Below are 14,250 nucleotides of genomic sequence, written 5' to 3'. Positions count from 1 at the left end.
CATCCGTCCCGGGAAGCCAACGGAGAACGGACACATCGAGAGCTTCAACGGTCGCGTGCGCGATGAATGTCTGAACGTCCATCTGTTCTTCTCGATCACTGACGCGCAGCAGAAGCTTGAAGCGTGGCGAAGAGAACAGATGCTTCAAGCCGAGCTTCGTGCACGCTACGCAGAAGATATAAGAGCAGTAGCGGCCGCTGTTGTAGTCGTGCGCATTGCACGGTGGCGCCAAACGCGCGGCAGTGAGCCTCGACGGACTCTATGAACTCGACGGCGGCGTGTTTGTGCTCTTCCGAACGGACCGCTGCATGGCCAAGGCCGGAGCGCTCGTGGACGCAGATAGGCAAGCGCTCCCAGCCCGCTCCGCAAACCTGGGCACAGCGATTGTCGGTGACGCGATAGGTGGGCTGTTCGATGCGGCCGAGCTTATTGGTGTCCAAGTGGAGCACTTCCCCGTAATTCTCTCGCTCGTGGCACGCGGCCGGAGTCGCTGATGGACCTAACTGACGTCCGCGCAGTGTCCGGCCCAGCGTCGCCTCCGACAAGCCAAAGCGCTCGCTGATGTCGGCGTGAGTCCGCCGTTGTTCGCGCCACGACCAGACTTCGCGGTGTCGCTATTCGGAGAGCCCCTGACGCTTACGAGCAAGTCGCGAAGAGTGATCCCACAATTCCTCCCGTTCCGTGCGCCGCAAAAATTGTTCCCTCGCTTGCGCACGGTCGAGAAATGGACGCTGAAGGCTGTCACTGTTGAGTGCGGCTGCGTCAACAAATCGTCGCCGCACAGCTCCAACGCCTGTGCGAACATCGTCTTAAACGTTATCAACAACCACTGAAAACCGACCCAGTAACGACCAGTTAATTTTGACCCACCCGTGTAACGTTGGAGGTGGCTTGCGTTGGCGGGGCCGGGCGGAGCGAAGTGAAGCCCGAGCCCGCCAACGCAGCGAGCGAGCCTCCCGAGCCGCACTCCGTTGAGCGCTGCCATCTCCCCGGTGCCGTCGCGCGCAAGAGCAGCGCACACCTGTCCGTAGTTTTGCGTCAGGCGGCCGCAGATAATCGACTAGGGCGCGCATGAACGCATTACACGCCCGCTTCGATCAGCAACGCCACGCCTACACCGCGCGCCCCACTCATCTTGCCCCAGATACAGGCGCGAAGCCGCAAACTATGGGAAAAGCACTGCTCGGTGCTACCGCCACATATAAGAAGGTTCGTTTTGAATCCCATTTACCTTTAAAATTACCTCACGAACGGAGGACTTCATCTACAAATTTACCTATTTTAGCAATTCAGCAGCGTTCTAGAAACAAAGTCATTGTCAGTGGAGAGAAACTACTTTTGAACGCCCACACAGCTACGGCAACTAACCGTAGCCGACCTAACTCAACCAAGGCATACGCTTGGACCTAAAACAGATTAAGCTAATCATCGACCTCATGAAGCGCTCGGACTTAACCGAGTTTGAGGTGGAGGAACAGGGCTTCAAGATTAAGATTAAGCGCAATTCCGGCGAGCCCGTCATTGTGGGCGCTTCCGCGGGCTACTCCGCCCCCCCTTTCCCGGTGGCCCCCGCAGCCGAGATCCCTAAGACCTCTGCAGCACCGGCACCAGCCAGTCCGGCGACAGCCGCGGGCAACGACGAAGCCGGCTTCGCTTACGTAAAATCCCCGATGGTTGGCACGTTTTATCGATCGCCGTCTCCCGACAGTCCGCCATTCGCCGACGCGGGCAGCAAGATCGAGGAAAAATCCGTGGTCTGCATCATCGAAGCGATGAAGATCATGAACGAAATCCAAGCCGAAGTGAAGGGCACCGTCGTCGAGGTCTTGGTCGAGAACGGCCAGCCCGTCGAATACGGGCAGCGCCTCTTCAAGGTGAAGGCTAACTAAGCGCACCTCCCTCGAACTCCAGCCGGGCAGAGTCCTGTCCGGCTTCATTTTTTCCGCCCTTCCAATGATTCAAAAGGTCCTCATCGCCAACCGCGGTGAAATCGCCCTTCGCGTGATTCGCGCCTGCCGCGAACTCGGTATCAAGACGCTCGCCGTCTACTCCGAGGCCGACGTTCAATCGCTTCACGTCCAACTCGCCGACGAGGCCATCTGCATCGGCGGACCGAAGAGTGCCGACAGCTATCTGCGCGCCGATCGCATCATCAGTGCGGCCGAGATTGCCGACGTCGACGCGATCCATCCAGGCTACGGCTTCCTCTCCGAAAACGCGAAATTCGCCGAGCAGTGCGAGTCTTGTAACATCAAGTTCATCGGTCCTAAGTCCAAGAGCATCCGCATCATGGGCGATAAAGCGATCGCGAAGGACACCGTGCGCAAAGCCGGCGTTCCCACGGTCCCCGGCTCCGACGGTCCGGTCGAATCCGAGACTGAGGCCGTCAAAATTGCCCGCAAGATTGGCTACCCGGTTATCATCAAGGCCGTCGCAGGCGGCGGCGGCCGCGGCATGCGCATCGCGCACAACGACGTTTCCTTCGCCAAGGAATACCACGTCGCCCGCGCCGAGGCGGAAAAGGCCTTCGGCAACGGTGCCGTCTACATCGAGAAATACATCCAGAATCCGCGCCACATCGAGTTTCAGATCCTTGCCGACAGCCACGGCAAGGTCCTGCACCTCGGCGAGCGCGACTGCTCGGTCCAGCGCCGCCACCAAAAGCTCATCGAAGAGGCTCCCTCGCCCTTCCTGACGGCCGATTTGCGCAAGAAAATGGGCAAAGCCGCCGTCAAAGCCGCCGAGTCCGCCGAGTATCAGAACGCCGGCACCATCGAGTTCCTCGTCGATCCGAAGGGTAATTACTACTTCATCGAGATGAACACGCGCATTCAGGTCGAGCATCCGGTCACCGAAGAGGTCACCGGCATCGACCTGATCAAGCAGCAGATCCGCGTGGCCAACGGCGAGAAGCTCAACCTCGACCAAAGCGACATCACCTGGACGAAACACGCCATCGAGTGCCGCATCAACGCCGAGGATCCCGCCCGCAACTTCGCCCCGTCACCCGGCACGATCTCGCTCTACTACGCCCCCGGCGGCAACGGCGTCCGCGTCGATTCCCACGTCTACAGCGGCTACGCCATTCCGCCCTACTACGACTCGATGATCGGCAAGCTCATCTGTTTCGGCGAGACCCGTAAAGTCGCCCTCCAGCGCTCCTACCGCGCCCTCTCCGAATACCTTGTCCGCGGCATCAAAACCACAATTCCCCTCCACAAAGCGATCATGAGCGACCCGACCTTCATCGAAGGCAAGGCCACCACCGCCTACATGGAGGATTTCATGGCCCGCACACCGCCCGATCTCTTCTGAGTTCGCCAAAACCCTCGATTCCCGCTTCAAACCGCGTCCAACCGACGCGGTTTTTTCATGCCTCGCTCCGCCGTTTTCTGGCTCACCCTCCTCGCCTTCGTCCTGCTCGTCGCGGCGAAATACGACCGCGCAAAGGGTTTCACCACGCTCCTCCGCTTCGGAGAGCCTTGGGCGACTCACCGCTTGCCCGCCGCGCAATCGCTGCCGATCGCCGTGACACCCACCTCGACCGGCTACGACGGCCAATTCTACGCCCAAATCGCCCTTTCGCCTGCGCTACGCGATCCAGCGCTCGAGACCGCCCTGGACGCTCCCGCCTACCGCGCCCGACGCATTTTAGGGCCGTTTCTGGCCCACTGCGCGGGCCTCGGACGCCCTTGGCTGGTCCTCAACGCCTTCGCTATCCTCAACGTCGCCTGCTGGCTCGGCTTTGCGTGGCTGCTCTGGCGCGAAATCACCGATTCCTCACCCATCGGCACCGCTCGCTGGCTCGCTTGCGTGCTCTCGCTCGGCATCTTGGACAGTGTTCGCCAGTCGCTGGTCGATCTCCCCGCCCTGCTCTTCCTGCTCCTCGCCGTCCGCCAATTCCGCAGCACCTCACCGGCCCGCGCCGCTCTGGCACTCGCCCTCGGCAATTTGACCAAGGAAACCAACCTCCTCGCCTCACTTGCCCTTCTCAGTTGGCCACGCCCAAACCGCCAACGCCTTCTCGCCCTCGCCGCCTGCGCTCTCCCCATCGCTCTTTGGGCCGCCTACGTCGCGCACCGCTTCCCAGCCGCACCCGTCGCGACCGGTAGCGGCAACTTCACCTGGCCCTTCGTCGGCGCCGTCGGACAACTCACCGCTTCTCTCCGCGAGCTGTCCGCGGGCAACTTCGACTCGCGTCACTCGTTCACGGTGCTCGGCTTCCTCAGCCTCGCCCTTCAAGCTGTCGTCCTCTGGCGGCACCGCGAGCCAGACCACCCGTGGTGGCGCATTGGTGCCGCCTACAGCATCCTGCTCCTCTTCCTCGGGCCATGGGTCTGGACCGGATATTGGGCCGCCTGCCGGGCCGTCCTGCCGCTCACGATCGCCTTCAACCTCCTGCTGCCCACCGGACGCGGCTTCTGGCCATTGCTGATTCTCGGCAACCTCACCGCCCTGCACGGTGTCTGGCGCTTCCTGTGACAGCCATGCGTAAACTCCTCTTTTTCGCCGCCGCGCTCCTCGCCGCTCCTCTATTCGCCAGCGACACCGCCTCCACGCTCGCTCTCGAACGCCTCGCGACGCTTCTAACGGGTTCGTTCTCCTCTGCCGATCAAGCCCTCGCGGACAGAAACTACCGCAACACCACCCTGCATGCCGTCCGCATCTGGACCAATCGCGACGACGGACCGTGGCTCTACGTCGAGCAAGCCCTCGCCGACGCCCCCGATCAACCCTACCGTCAGCGCGTCTACCAACTCGCCCTCTCCCGCGACGGCGCGCTCGAGGCCCGCATCTTCACGCTGGACGATCCCATCAAAGCCACCGGCGCCTGGCGAAAATCCCTGCCGCTCTCCGACCTAACGCCCACCCGCCTCGCCTTCAACGAAGGCTGCACCGTTTATTTCCACGCCATGCCCGACGGCTCGCTTCTTGGAGCCACGCAAGGCGACGGTTGCGCCAGCGATCTCCGCGGTGCAACGCACGCAACCACTGAAGCCACGCTGACTTCGGATAAAATCATCTGGTGGGAACGCGGCTTCAACGCCGCCGGCCGCCAAGTCTGGGGCTCTGCCACCGGTGGCTACCTCTTCAAGCGCGTCGCCGCGCCATAGCAGCGCATGCGGTCTGACCGTTCCTAGTAGAAATCGTAAGATTTCCGTGCTAGTCGCCGCCTGCGCCCCTCAGCCTCACGGCCTCACCAGCAGCAAGTCGCTCCACTCGCCCATCACGCGCGCATCCAAGCGCCAGCCTGGCGCCGCCGCTGCGAAAGCCCCCCGCACGTCCGCCAGCTCGCGTTCGAGGATGCCGCTGAGCACCAGCCAACCGCCCGGCGCTACGGCACCAAGCAACTCGCTCGTGAATCGCACCAACACGTCCGCCTGGATATTCGCCATCACCAGGCCCGCCGGCGCGTGCTTCCAACCGCTGGTGAGATCGCCCACGAAGAACTCCACGCGCCCACTCAACTGGTTCAGCGCCGCATTCTCTTCGCTCACGCGGATCGCCTCCGGGTCGTTGTCGAAACCGCTGACTTCGCGAAATCCCAGCAACGCCGCCGACAGCGCGAGGATGCCCGAGCCGCAGCCCGCATCGATCACGCGCGCCGCCGTGCCTTTTTCCGCGGCAAAAGCGACCAGCCGCTCCGCCACCAAGCGCGTCGTCTCGTGATTCCCCGTGCCGAACGCCATGCCGGGATCGAGCCACAGCACTTTTTCCCCCGCCGGCAACCGGAACGTCTCGCGCTCCCACACCGGCACCCAGTGCAACGGGCCGAAAGACGACGCCTTGAAGTGCGCCTTGTAGCTGTCCTTCCAATCGGCATCGGGCAACTCGCGCAGCTCGGGCTCGCCGCGCCGCCAGTCGCTTTCGAGCCCGGTGGCAAACGCCCGCCAGCTCTCCTCCGCCTGCGCGCGTGAGTCGAAATACCCCGTCAGCCACGCCCGACCGCTCGGCTTGTCCTCGAGCACCATCAAGCGCTGCTCCTCGCGCTCCGCGAGCAAATCCTCGATTCCCGGCACCGCACCGAGCGCCACTTCGACCTTGAACTCGTGCACCGCCGGCTTCGCCACCGCCGGCCTCTCGCTCATCTGCGCGATGACCGCCGGCAACAACTCGTGCTCCGCCGCGTGCACTTTTTCCGCCAGCGTCTCCAGCGTCTCGCCCGACACGATCGGCACGCGCGACTGCGCGATGATCTCGCCGCCGTCGACCTCGATCGTCACGTGATGCACCGTGCAACCGGTCTCGGACACCCCGGCGCGCAGCGCCTGACCGATGCCGTCGAGCCCCGGGAACGCCGGCAACAAACTCGGATGCAGATTGATGATTTTCCCCGCGAACGCGTTCAGAAAACCCGGTTTCAGCACGCGCATGAACCCCGCGAGCACCACCAAATCCGGCGCACACGCGCGCACCGCGGCGATGAACCGTTCCTCGCCCGCGCCCTCCAGCTTCGTCTTGAACGGCGCGGGATCGACGAACGTCGCCGGCACGCCGAAACGCGGCCCGAGCGCGAGGATGCCCGCATCGGCTTTATCGGAAAAAATCTGCACGACCTGCGCGCGGCCGAGCCGGCCCGCGCGCTGCGCCTGCAGAATGGCTTCCGCGTTGCTTCCCCTACCAGAGCCGAGTATCACGACACGCATCGTCCCCGATGGAGGCGGAAAGCGCCGCCCCTGCACAACGTTAATTTCATGAAGCCCGGCCCGCTCCTCGTCTTTCTGGCGCTCAGCTTTACCGCCGGATTCGCCACCGCACCGCAGCCGCCCGTCGCCGACGGGAAAGTGGTGAAACTCGACCCGTTCAAGGTCCGCGACGACCCGCTCAACAGCTTCGGCTTCGACCTGCGGATCTACTACGACAAGAAAACCAACAAGGTTTCCCGCATCTTCTTCGGCCCCATCCAGGAAAACTCCTCCGCCGCCGAACTCGACGTGCTGCCCGGCGACGAGCTCGTCACCATCAACGGCCGGCCGGTCGCGGAATTCCCCGCCGGCGTCGAGTTGGGCACCGAGCTCGGCAAAATCTTTCTCGCCCGCAAACCCGGCGACACGCTCGACCTCGGCATCATCCGCCATCGACCGGGCAAAATCACCGTCACCGTCGCGTCACCGCCGCGACTGACCCCGCTGCGCTAGATTTCCCCCGCCGCCTTGATCTTCGCGATCAGGCTGGTCGTGCTGAATCCCGCCAGGAACGGCATGAACTCGATCTGCGTGCCGCCTTCCTGCAAGGCGCCGCGCTCGTCGGGATCGAGCTTCTCGAGCGTGTAGTCGCCCGCTTTCACGTAGACGTCCGGCCGCAGCGCGCGGATCTCCGCGATCAGCCGTTTCTCGCGGAAAATCACCACAGCGTCAACGCACGCCAGTGCGGCGAGCGCGTAGGCCCGCTCCGTCTCCGTCTGCACGGGCCGCAGCGGACCTTTGAGCTGCTTCACGCTCGCATCGGCATTGAGCGCGATGAAGAGCGCGTCGCCGCGCGACCGCGCCTGCTGGAGATAGTAAAGATGGCCGGTGTGCAACAGGTCGAACACCCCGTTGGTCAAGGCCACGCGTTTGCCCGCTGCGCGCAGTCGCTCGCGCAAGGCCACGGCTCCCGCGAGGGAAAACAGTTTCGGGTTCGGCAATTGGTCGGCGGGCGAACTCACGCGGCGAGCACACACGGCGACGCCGCGGAAGTAAACTCAACTGTAGAGGCTATCCGAAAGCGGATTTCGTTCGTAGGCCGCGTGCTGGCACGCACCCGTGCTCTCTGGGCGCGACCGAGGTCGCTGCTTACCGATTCGGCTGAGCGCGTTTTCGTCGATCCGCGCCCGGAGGCCACGGGCTGGCCTTGTTCAGCTCCCGGCGGGATAGAGGCAATCGATCTCGATCTTCTCGCCGCACGAGCAGGTCACGATGAGGCGTGTGATCTTGTCGCCTTCCTTCACCGCTTCCACGTGTGGACCGGTCGGCGCGGCGCGCACGAGGCCCTGCTCGCCGTGCGCGTGCTGCTTTTGCGGGCTGCGCAGGGGTTGCGTTTCGAGCGGCTTCTTGCCGAGAAGGAAAGGTTTCATGGATGAGTCGAAGCGGTGTCTCCGGCGCGCCCGGACGAACCGAGGCCGCGGAGTTCGGCCATTTTGGCCGCGCGGTTCTTGGCCGTGAGCGTGAGGCTGAGTGTGATGCGCTGATTTGCATCCGCGGTGGGCGGCTGCCCTTCGAGCGGACGCGTGTCGGCGTAGCCGGTCACGCGCTCGATCAGGTTCGCCTCCACGGCGTAGTGCACGAGCGCGCGGCGCGCGGCGTTGGCGCGATCGGAAGAGAGTTCCCAAAGGCCGTAATCCTCCTTCTTCATCTCGAGACCGGATTTCGTGTGGCCGTCGATCGTCACGCGGAAGTGATGGCGGTCGATCGTCCAGGCGATGCTCTGCATCACGAAACGTCCCCACTCGGTGAAATCGGCGGAATCACCCTCAAACAGCGGGTGCTGGGCGCGATCGAACAGCGTCAGGCGCAGACCGTCAGAGGTCACCTGCACGTCGATGGGCTTCTGGTCGAGATTCTCGTCGAGGTGCAGCAGGCGGTAGAAATCCGCGGCGACGGAGTTGAGGAAGCTGAGTTGGATCTGCTTGTCCTTGTCGGTCGGCTTTTCCTTGCCGGCGCTCTCGTCGTCTTTTTTCCCCTCGGAGGAGGACTGCTGCTGATTGTCCTTGTTGAAAGGCATGATACCCGAGTGGTCCACCATCGGGGAGCTGAACGGGTTTTGAAAATACTTCGAGGTGGCGATGAGGATTTTTTTGTCCTGCGCCGAGATCCACAGGACCATGAACAGCGCCATCATCGCGGTGACGAAGTCCGCGTAGGCCACCTTCCATGCACCACCTCCGCCGCCGGCTGCCATATTTTAGTTTAAGTTTTGAGTTTAAGTTTAAGGGAAGTGATCGGACGCCGGTATCGTTGCGGGAACTTCAACTTGAACTTCCCACTTCGACTGGCCCGCAGAGCGGGCCTATTTGCCCGTGCCGAGGCTCTTCACCGCGGCTTCGAGCTCGTCGGCGCCGGGCTGGACGTTGCTGTCGAGAGAGCGGCGCGCAATCTCGACGGCGGTGAGGGGCGCGAGGCCCTTCGCGAATCCGGCCACGGCCTGCATGATGCACTTCAAGGCGAGCTGGTCGGCGGCGTCGTTGAACTTGATGCGGTTCGCCAGCGGATTCACGAATCCGTAGGCGACGAAGATGCCGAGCAACGTGCCCGTGAGCGCGGCGGCGACGCGTTCGCCGACGACTTCCGGGCCGTCCGCGATCGCGGCCATCGTGTTAATGATGCCGAGCACCGCCGCGACGATGCCGATGCCGGGGAGCGAGTCGCCAACAAGACCGAGGATGTGCACCGGGTGCTCCGCCTCCTCTTTTTTCGCGGTGAGCTCCGCGGACATGAGGCTCTCGAGCTGGTCGGGCTTGATCTTGCCGTCGATGACAGGCTTCAGGCCGTTGCAGAGAAACTGGAGTCGCTCGTGGTGGTTCGCGAGCGACGGGTAACGCTGGAAGATCGAACTCTTGCTCGGATCCATCACATGCTCTTCGAGGGCGATGAGTCCGTTTCTACGGCCGGTCATGAACAGCTCGTAGAGCAGCTTCAGCAGCTCGAAATAGTCCGCCTTGCCGGGCGCCTTGCCTTTGATCGTCCCCTGCACCTTGTGAATGATCTCCTTCAGCACGTGTCCCGGGCTGGCGATGATCAACACACCCGTCGCCACGCCAAGAATGACGACGAACTCCGAAACGTGCAGCAGCACCATCGGCTGACCACCGGCGAGCATGAACCCGCCGAGAGTGGACGCGAAAACGATGGCAGCTCCAATGAGGACGAGCATGAGTGGCGGTCAGCGGTTGCGGGCGCGACCGAGGAAAGCGCGCAGGCCGAGGATGGTCTGCGAGTGGATTTGGCAGATGCGCGACTCCGTCAGACCGAAAACGGCAGCGATTTCGGCCAGGCGCATGTTTTCGAAATAATACATGGCAAGTATCTTCCTCTGGATATCGGGCAATTCCGTCATCCGTTGAGTGAGAAGTTGCAGGAGCTCCTGTTTCTCGAGCGTGTCGCGGCCGGTCGTATCGTGTTCATCCGCCAGCAGTTCGTGCAACGAAGCCCCTTCGGACTCCTCGCCTTCGGCATGCTGGTCGAGGGCGATGAAGGTCACGGGGCGCGACTCGTCGAGCCACTTGGCGTATTCCGCGTGGCTCAGGCCGAGTTCTTCGCAGATCTCGTCCTCGGTGGCGGTGCGGCCGAGCTTCTGCTCGAGCTCGTTGATCGCCTCCTTGAGCTTGCGGGCACGGGCGCGCGTGCGGCGCGGGCACCAGTCCATGCGACGGAGCTCGTCGAGGACGGCGCCGCGAATGCGCATGGCGGCGTAGCCGGCAAAAGTGTTGCCCTGCTCCGGATCGTATTTGCGCACGGCGGCGATGAGGCCGGTGACGCCGACGCTGTAGAGGTCGTCGGCATCGATGTGCGGCGGGAGGGTGAGTTTGATGCGGTCCACAACATTGCGGACCAAGGGGAGGAAGCGCTCGATAAGATCCTTCTCATCGACAGCGCCCGAGGTCCCCGCGTAGGCGCGCCAGGCGGCCGTAGCAGGGGCGGTGGGGGTGGCATCCGTGCCGCGTGCGAGTGCTGCAGCGGCGTTTTTCATGACTTCATGGTCGAGAGTTCCGGCTTGGCCTTGGCGACCTCGGCGGCGGCGGCCCGTTGCCGGGCGGCCATGGTTTCACGCAGACCGTCGAGCATGATGCTCCACAGCCAGCGAAAGAGGAGAGCGCCGATGAGACAGCCCACGGCGCCATCGAAGAAAATCCGGTCGGGCCCGCGGCCCATGTAGAGGGCGGTGCCCGCGGCGAGCGCGAACCCCAGCAGACCTCCGAGTAGAAAGACGTAGCGCATGAGAATCAGGCGGCGGTGTTGAGGGCGGTGGCAGCGGCGACTTCGTCCTCGTCGTCGCTGTCGGCGGGTTCGGGTTGCACGGTCGTCTCGGCGACCGGCATGGTGCGGCGCGCGACAGCGTCGGCGGCGTCCAATTCGAGGTCGCTCGTCAATGACGGGCCGGTGGCGAGAAACAGCGGCTCGAGATCGCCATCGAGCAGGTAATCCCACAGGCGGCCCCACTGGGAAACCTCGTCGAGATGCGTGAACACGACGTGCGTCGCACCGAGCTCGCGACCGGCAGCGTAAGCGGAGCGAAGCGTCGAGTGATCGTAGGCCGCGTTCAGCACGAGCACGCGTTCGGTGATCTTCTCGGTGTCGAGGAAGCGCGCGATCGAGGCGTTTTCGCTCGGGTTGCGCAGCGAAAGGCCGGGCAGATCGAAGTAAACGAAGCCGCCTTCGGTCGCCGGCTCGGTCGACGCCGGGAAATGCGCCACCGGCACGCCGAGCGCCTCGCAGAAAACGGGCAGTTGACCGGGCGAATTCGGCCGATCGAACTCCGCGGTGACGACGTGGCCGAGGCGCGCGCGGCGGAAAACTTCCGCGGAAAGCCATTTGCAGAGCGCGGTGGTGCGGCCGACGCCGGGCGTGCCGAGGAAGGCGGCGCGGCTGAGCGGCGCGCGGGCGGCGCGCTGCGCGGCGAGATCGCGGAGGAAGTTGCCGGTCTCGACCAGCGCGCGGTGCAGCGGCAGCACTTCGAGGCGGTGCCATTCGGGCGCGCGCTCGAGGCGGGCGAGCAGCGACTCGGAGAAACCGGAGCGGCGGAGCAGCTCGGGCAGCGTCATCTTCGGCGCGCGGAGCATCGAGCGCGGGGCGCGGACGCGGCCGGCGGAGACGGCTTCGTTCGCCGCGCCGAGTTCGCTGAGGACGGCTTTCGGCTCGGCGACGACTTCGGGTGCGGGCTCGGGCGTCGGCTCGGGCGCGAGGATTTGCGCGATGACTTCGAGCTTGGGCGAGGAGAACAGGCCGAGCATGCCGCCGCTGTCGACGTTGCGGACGGAAAGGACGCGGGCGTTTTCGCCGAGCTGCTCGCGGATGACGCGGGCGGCCTCGTCGGCGTTTTTCACGACGAAGCGGAAGCAGGAGCCAGCGGGAGTTGAAAGCGCAGTGGACATGGCGGAATCAGGCGGCGGCCTTCAGGTTGTCGTTGCGGACGAGAAGATGCGCGGGAGCGGTGACGATGCCGGCGTTGTCGATCTCGGTGGCCGACGGCAGCTCCTGGAACGCGAGGACGGTCAGGCGCGGGAACGACGGTTCGAGGAAGCGCTTGAGCGGGAGGCGTGTCTCGGTCGAGACGACGAGGACGGTCGGGAGGCCCTTGAGCGTGAGCTCGTTGGTGCGGCGGCTGAGTTCCTCGACGAGGTGGCGGCCGGTCGCGGGATCGAGCGCGAGGCCGACGTCGGTCGGGGAACGGTGAACCTTGGTCGCGAGGACCTGTTCGAGGCGCGGGTCGAGCGTGAGCGCCTTGAGCGAGCCGGGCTTCGCCTCGAACTCGGGCACAAAATAGAGGCCGAGGCGGCGGCGGACGAGTTCGCTGAGGTCGTCGGGGTTCTTCGAGAGCGGGGCGAAGTCCGCGATGCCTTCGAGGATGAGCGGGAGATTGAGGATCGCGATGTTCTCGCGGAGGAGATTCTGCAGGACGCGCTGGATAATGCCCATGTTGACGAGGTCCGGCAGGAGCTCGGCGATGAGCGCAGCGTGCGTGCCCTTGATGTGATCGACGAGCGCCTGCACGTCCTGGCGGCCGAGGAGATGGTGGGCGTTGGCCTTGAGCGTCTCGGAAAGATGGGTGATGAGCACCGACGACGGATCGACGACCGTGAAGTTGTTCAATTCGGCGGTCTTGCGCTCGCCCTCGTCGATCCAGACGGCGTCGAGATTGAAGACCGGCTCGCGCGTCGGCACGCCGCGGAGGCGGACGGTGCTGCCGGCGACGTTCATCGCCATGAAGCGACCGGGCATCAGCGTGCCCTTGGCGACCGTCTTGCCGCGGAGGAGGAAACGGTAGTCGTTGGCCTCGAGTTCGAGATTGTCGCGGACGGAGATCGGCGGGACGACGATGCCCTTCTCGCGGGCCAGCGCCTTGCGCACGCCGGTGACGCGGGCGAGGAGATCGCCGCCGACCTTGGTGTCGGCGAGCTGAAGGAGGCCGTAACCGATCTCGATCGCGAAGACGTCGACGTCGATGAGCTTGCGGACGTCCTCGGATTTCGCGGGCGCGGCGGGCTCGCCGGTCGCGCCGGCGGTGGCTTCGCCCGGTTTGCCGGCGGCGCCGGGCTTGCCGGCTTTGGCGGCGGGAGCGCCGGCCGTGGCGGCGGTGCCATCGGGATCGAGCACCTTGAGGGTCTTGGCCATGAAGCCCGCGAGGAGCGCGAGGCTGGCGAACGGCAGCGTGGGCATGCCGGGCATGAGCGCGAACACGCCCATGCACCCCGCCGCGATGCCGAGCGCGCGCGGATAGCGGAAGAGCTGGCCGGTGACCTGCGTGCCGAGGTTGTTGTTGTCCGAGGCGCGCGTGACCAACAGACCGGCGCCAATCGAGATGATCAGCGCGGGAATCTGCGAGACGAGGCCGTCACCGATGGAGAGCAGCGTGAACTTCTGGAGCGACTCACCGAGCGACATGCCCATCTGGAACACGCCGATCGCGAAACCGCCGAGGACGTTGACGAGAGTGATGAGGATGCCGGCGATCGCGTCGCCGCGCACGAACTTCGAGGCGCCGTCCATCGCGCCGTAGAAGTCGGCTTCCTTTTGCACCTTGAGGCGGCGCGCGGTGGCTTGGACTTCGTCGATGATGCCGGCGTTGAGCTCGGCATCGATGGCCATCTGTTTGCCGGGGAGAGCGTCGAGGGTGAAACGCGCGCTCACTTCGGCGATGCGGCCCGCGCCCTTCGTAATGACCACAAAGTTGATCACGACGAGAATGATGAACACCACTGCGCCGACGACGTAGTTGCCCTGAATGACGAAGTGGCCGAAGCCGTCGATGATCTCGCCGGCGTAGCCGTGCGCGAGGATCTGGCGCGTCGAGCTGATGTTCAGCGCAAGACGGAACAGCGTCAGCACGAGGAGCATCGTCGGGAAGCCCGAGAACTCCGGCGGGTCCTTGACGTAGACGATCGCGAGGAGAACGAGCAGCGAGAGGCCGATGTTCAGCGCCAGCGCGAGGTCGATCAGGAACGGCGGAATCGGCAGCACCAGCAGCAGCACCGTGCCGAACAGCGCGGCGGTGAACAGCAGGTCCGCGCGCTGGAGCAGCTTGGCGATATGGGCGTTGGAGGAGACGGGCATG

The 14,250-nt window shown here is 64.4% G+C and carries 15 protein-coding genes and 1 pseudogene (1 of these 16 cut by a window edge); 6 read left to right on the top strand and 10 right to left on the bottom strand.

All coding sequences use genetic code 11. The features are described 5' to 3' along the window. From KF715_20190 to KF715_20170, 5 genes are all read left to right on the top strand, one after another. Positions 1-265 carry the 3' end of an IS3 family transposase gene (locus KF715_20190; GenBank protein ID MBX3739024.1) on the top strand. The gene continues 578 nt to the left of window position 1, outside the view, so the window shows 265 of its 843 coding nt (coding positions 579-843); its start codon lies off the left edge, out of view; its stop codon occupies positions 263-265. Positions 266-1,436: 1,171 nt separating this feature from the next. Then, entirely contained in the window at positions 1,437-1,889 is a 453-nt protein-coding gene (accB, locus tag KF715_20185; GenBank protein MBX3739023.1) for an acetyl-CoA carboxylase biotin carboxyl carrier protein, read from the top strand. Positions 1,890-1,953: 64 nt separating this feature from the next. Beyond that, entirely contained in the window at positions 1,954-3,315 is a 1,362-nt protein-coding gene (accC, locus tag KF715_20180; GenBank protein ID MBX3739022.1) for an acetyl-CoA carboxylase biotin carboxylase subunit, read from the top strand. 57 nt (positions 3,316-3,372) lie between these two features. Continuing rightward, positions 3,373-4,482, top strand: coding sequence for a hypothetical protein (locus KF715_20175; protein ID MBX3739021.1), 1,110 nt, complete (start codon positions 3,373-3,375; stop codon positions 4,480-4,482). 5 nt (positions 4,483-4,487) lie between these two features. Next, on the top strand, positions 4,488-5,114 hold the full coding sequence (locus KF715_20170) for a chromophore lyase CpcT/CpeT (protein ID MBX3739020.1): 627 nt from the start codon (positions 4,488-4,490) through the stop codon (positions 5,112-5,114). Positions 5,115-5,189: 75 nt separating this feature from the next. Here the strand turns inward: KF715_20170 and KF715_20165 are convergent, their stop codons facing one another. After that, positions 5,190-5,972: a 50S ribosomal protein L11 methyltransferase gene (locus KF715_20165; GenBank protein MBX3739019.1), complete on the bottom strand. Its 783-nt coding sequence runs from the start codon at positions 5,970-5,972 to the stop codon at positions 5,190-5,192. 84 nt (positions 5,973-6,056) lie between these two features. Beyond that, positions 6,057-6,647, bottom strand: a pseudogene (gene purN / locus KF715_20160) (phosphoribosylglycinamide formyltransferase). 48 nt (positions 6,648-6,695) lie between these two features. Between purN and KF715_20155 the strand changes: the two are divergent. Then, on the top strand, positions 6,696-7,139 hold the full coding sequence (locus KF715_20155; GenBank protein MBX3739018.1) for a hypothetical protein: 444 nt from the start codon (positions 6,696-6,698) through the stop codon (positions 7,137-7,139). Here KF715_20155 and KF715_20150 read toward each other — a convergent pair. The 8 genes from KF715_20150 to flhA all read right to left on the bottom strand — a co-directional run bounded on the left by KF715_20150 (position 7,136) and on the right by flhA (position 14,249). Continuing rightward, positions 7,136-7,648, bottom strand: a complete 513-nt coding sequence (locus KF715_20150; protein ID MBX3739017.1) for an adenylyltransferase/cytidyltransferase family protein — start codon at positions 7,646-7,648, stop codon at positions 7,136-7,138. The two genes, KF715_20155 and KF715_20150, sit on opposite strands and share 4 nt — an antisense overlap. A gap of 189 nt (positions 7,649-7,837) precedes the next feature. Beyond that, entirely contained in the window at positions 7,838-8,056 is a 219-nt protein-coding gene (locus tag KF715_20145) for a hypothetical protein (protein ID MBX3739016.1), read from the bottom strand. Then, on the bottom strand, positions 8,053-8,880 hold the full coding sequence (locus KF715_20140; protein MBX3739015.1) for an OmpA family protein: 828 nt from the start codon (positions 8,878-8,880) through the stop codon (positions 8,053-8,055). Before KF715_20140 ends, KF715_20145 begins: the two co-directional genes overlap by 4 nt. A gap of 108 nt (positions 8,881-8,988) precedes the next feature. Then, positions 8,989-9,852 carry a flagellar motor stator protein MotA gene (motA, locus tag KF715_20135; protein ID MBX3739014.1) on the bottom strand — a complete coding sequence of 288 codons (864 nt, stop codon included), beginning with the start codon at positions 9,850-9,852 and terminating at the stop codon, positions 8,989-8,991. A gap of 9 nt (positions 9,853-9,861) precedes the next feature. Beyond that, positions 9,862-10,668 (bottom strand): FliA/WhiG family RNA polymerase sigma factor, encoded by an 807-nt coding sequence (locus KF715_20130; GenBank protein ID MBX3739013.1) that lies wholly within the window; start codon positions 10,666-10,668, stop codon positions 9,862-9,864. After that, positions 10,665-10,916 (bottom strand): hypothetical protein, encoded by a 252-nt coding sequence (locus tag KF715_20125; protein MBX3739012.1) that lies wholly within the window; start codon positions 10,914-10,916, stop codon positions 10,665-10,667. Before KF715_20125 ends, KF715_20130 begins: the two co-directional genes overlap by 4 nt. A 5-nt stretch (positions 10,917-10,921) precedes the next feature. Beyond that, entirely contained in the window at positions 10,922-12,070 is a 1,149-nt protein-coding gene (locus KF715_20120) for a hypothetical protein (GenBank protein MBX3739011.1), read from the bottom strand. A gap of 7 nt (positions 12,071-12,077) precedes the next feature. Continuing rightward, positions 12,078-14,249, bottom strand: coding sequence for a flagellar biosynthesis protein FlhA (gene flhA / locus KF715_20115; protein ID MBX3739010.1), 2,172 nt, complete (start codon positions 14,247-14,249; stop codon positions 12,078-12,080). Position 14,250 lies beyond the last annotated feature (1 nt).

It is taken from the genome of Candidatus Didemnitutus sp., from assembly GCA_019634575.1.
Lineage (GTDB): Bacteria > Verrucomicrobiota > Verrucomicrobiia > Opitutales > Opitutaceae > Didemnitutus.
The sequence above is the reverse complement of the archived record's forward strand: the minus strand, read 5'-3'. Positions and strand labels throughout refer to the sequence as shown.

Excerpts from the sequence above, each read along its gene's own strand:
- KF715_20130 (MBX3739013.1), bottom strand. The coding sequence starts at position 10,668 with ATGAAAAACGCCGCTGCAGCACTCGCACGCGGCACGGATGCCACCCCC.
- KF715_20120 (MBX3739011.1), bottom strand. The coding sequence starts at position 12,070 with ATGTCCACTGCGCTTTCAACTCCCGCTGGCTCCTGCTTCCGCTTCGTC.
- KF715_20170 (MBX3739020.1), top strand. The coding sequence starts at position 4,488 with ATGCGTAAACTCCTCTTTTTCGCCGCCGCGCTCCTCGCCGCTCCTCTA.
- KF715_20145 (MBX3739016.1), bottom strand. The coding sequence starts at position 8,056 with ATGAAACCTTTCCTTCTCGGCAAGAAGCCGCTCGAAACGCAACCCCTG.
- KF715_20155 (MBX3739018.1), top strand. The coding sequence starts at position 6,696 with ATGAAGCCCGGCCCGCTCCTCGTCTTTCTGGCGCTCAGCTTTACCGCC.
- accB (MBX3739023.1), top strand. The coding sequence starts at position 1,437 with ATGAAGCGCTCGGACTTAACCGAGTTTGAGGTGGAGGAACAGGGCTTC.
- KF715_20175 (MBX3739021.1), top strand. The coding sequence starts at position 3,373 with ATGCCTCGCTCCGCCGTTTTCTGGCTCACCCTCCTCGCCTTCGTCCTG.
- flhA (MBX3739010.1), bottom strand. The coding sequence starts at position 14,249 with ATGCCCGTCTCCTCCAACGCCCATATCGCCAAGCTGCTCCAGCGCGCG.
- KF715_20125 (MBX3739012.1), bottom strand. The coding sequence starts at position 10,916 with ATGCGCTACGTCTTTCTACTCGGAGGTCTGCTGGGGTTCGCGCTCGCC.
- motA (MBX3739014.1), bottom strand. The coding sequence starts at position 9,852 with ATGCTCGTCCTCATTGGAGCTGCCATCGTTTTCGCGTCCACTCTCGGC.
- accC (MBX3739022.1), top strand. The coding sequence starts at position 1,954 with ATGATTCAAAAGGTCCTCATCGCCAACCGCGGTGAAATCGCCCTTCGC.
- KF715_20165 (MBX3739019.1), bottom strand. The coding sequence starts at position 5,972 with ATGGTGCTCGAGGACAAGCCGAGCGGTCGGGCGTGGCTGACGGGGTAT.
- KF715_20140 (MBX3739015.1), bottom strand. The coding sequence starts at position 8,880 with ATGGCAGCCGGCGGCGGAGGTGGTGCATGGAAGGTGGCCTACGCGGAC.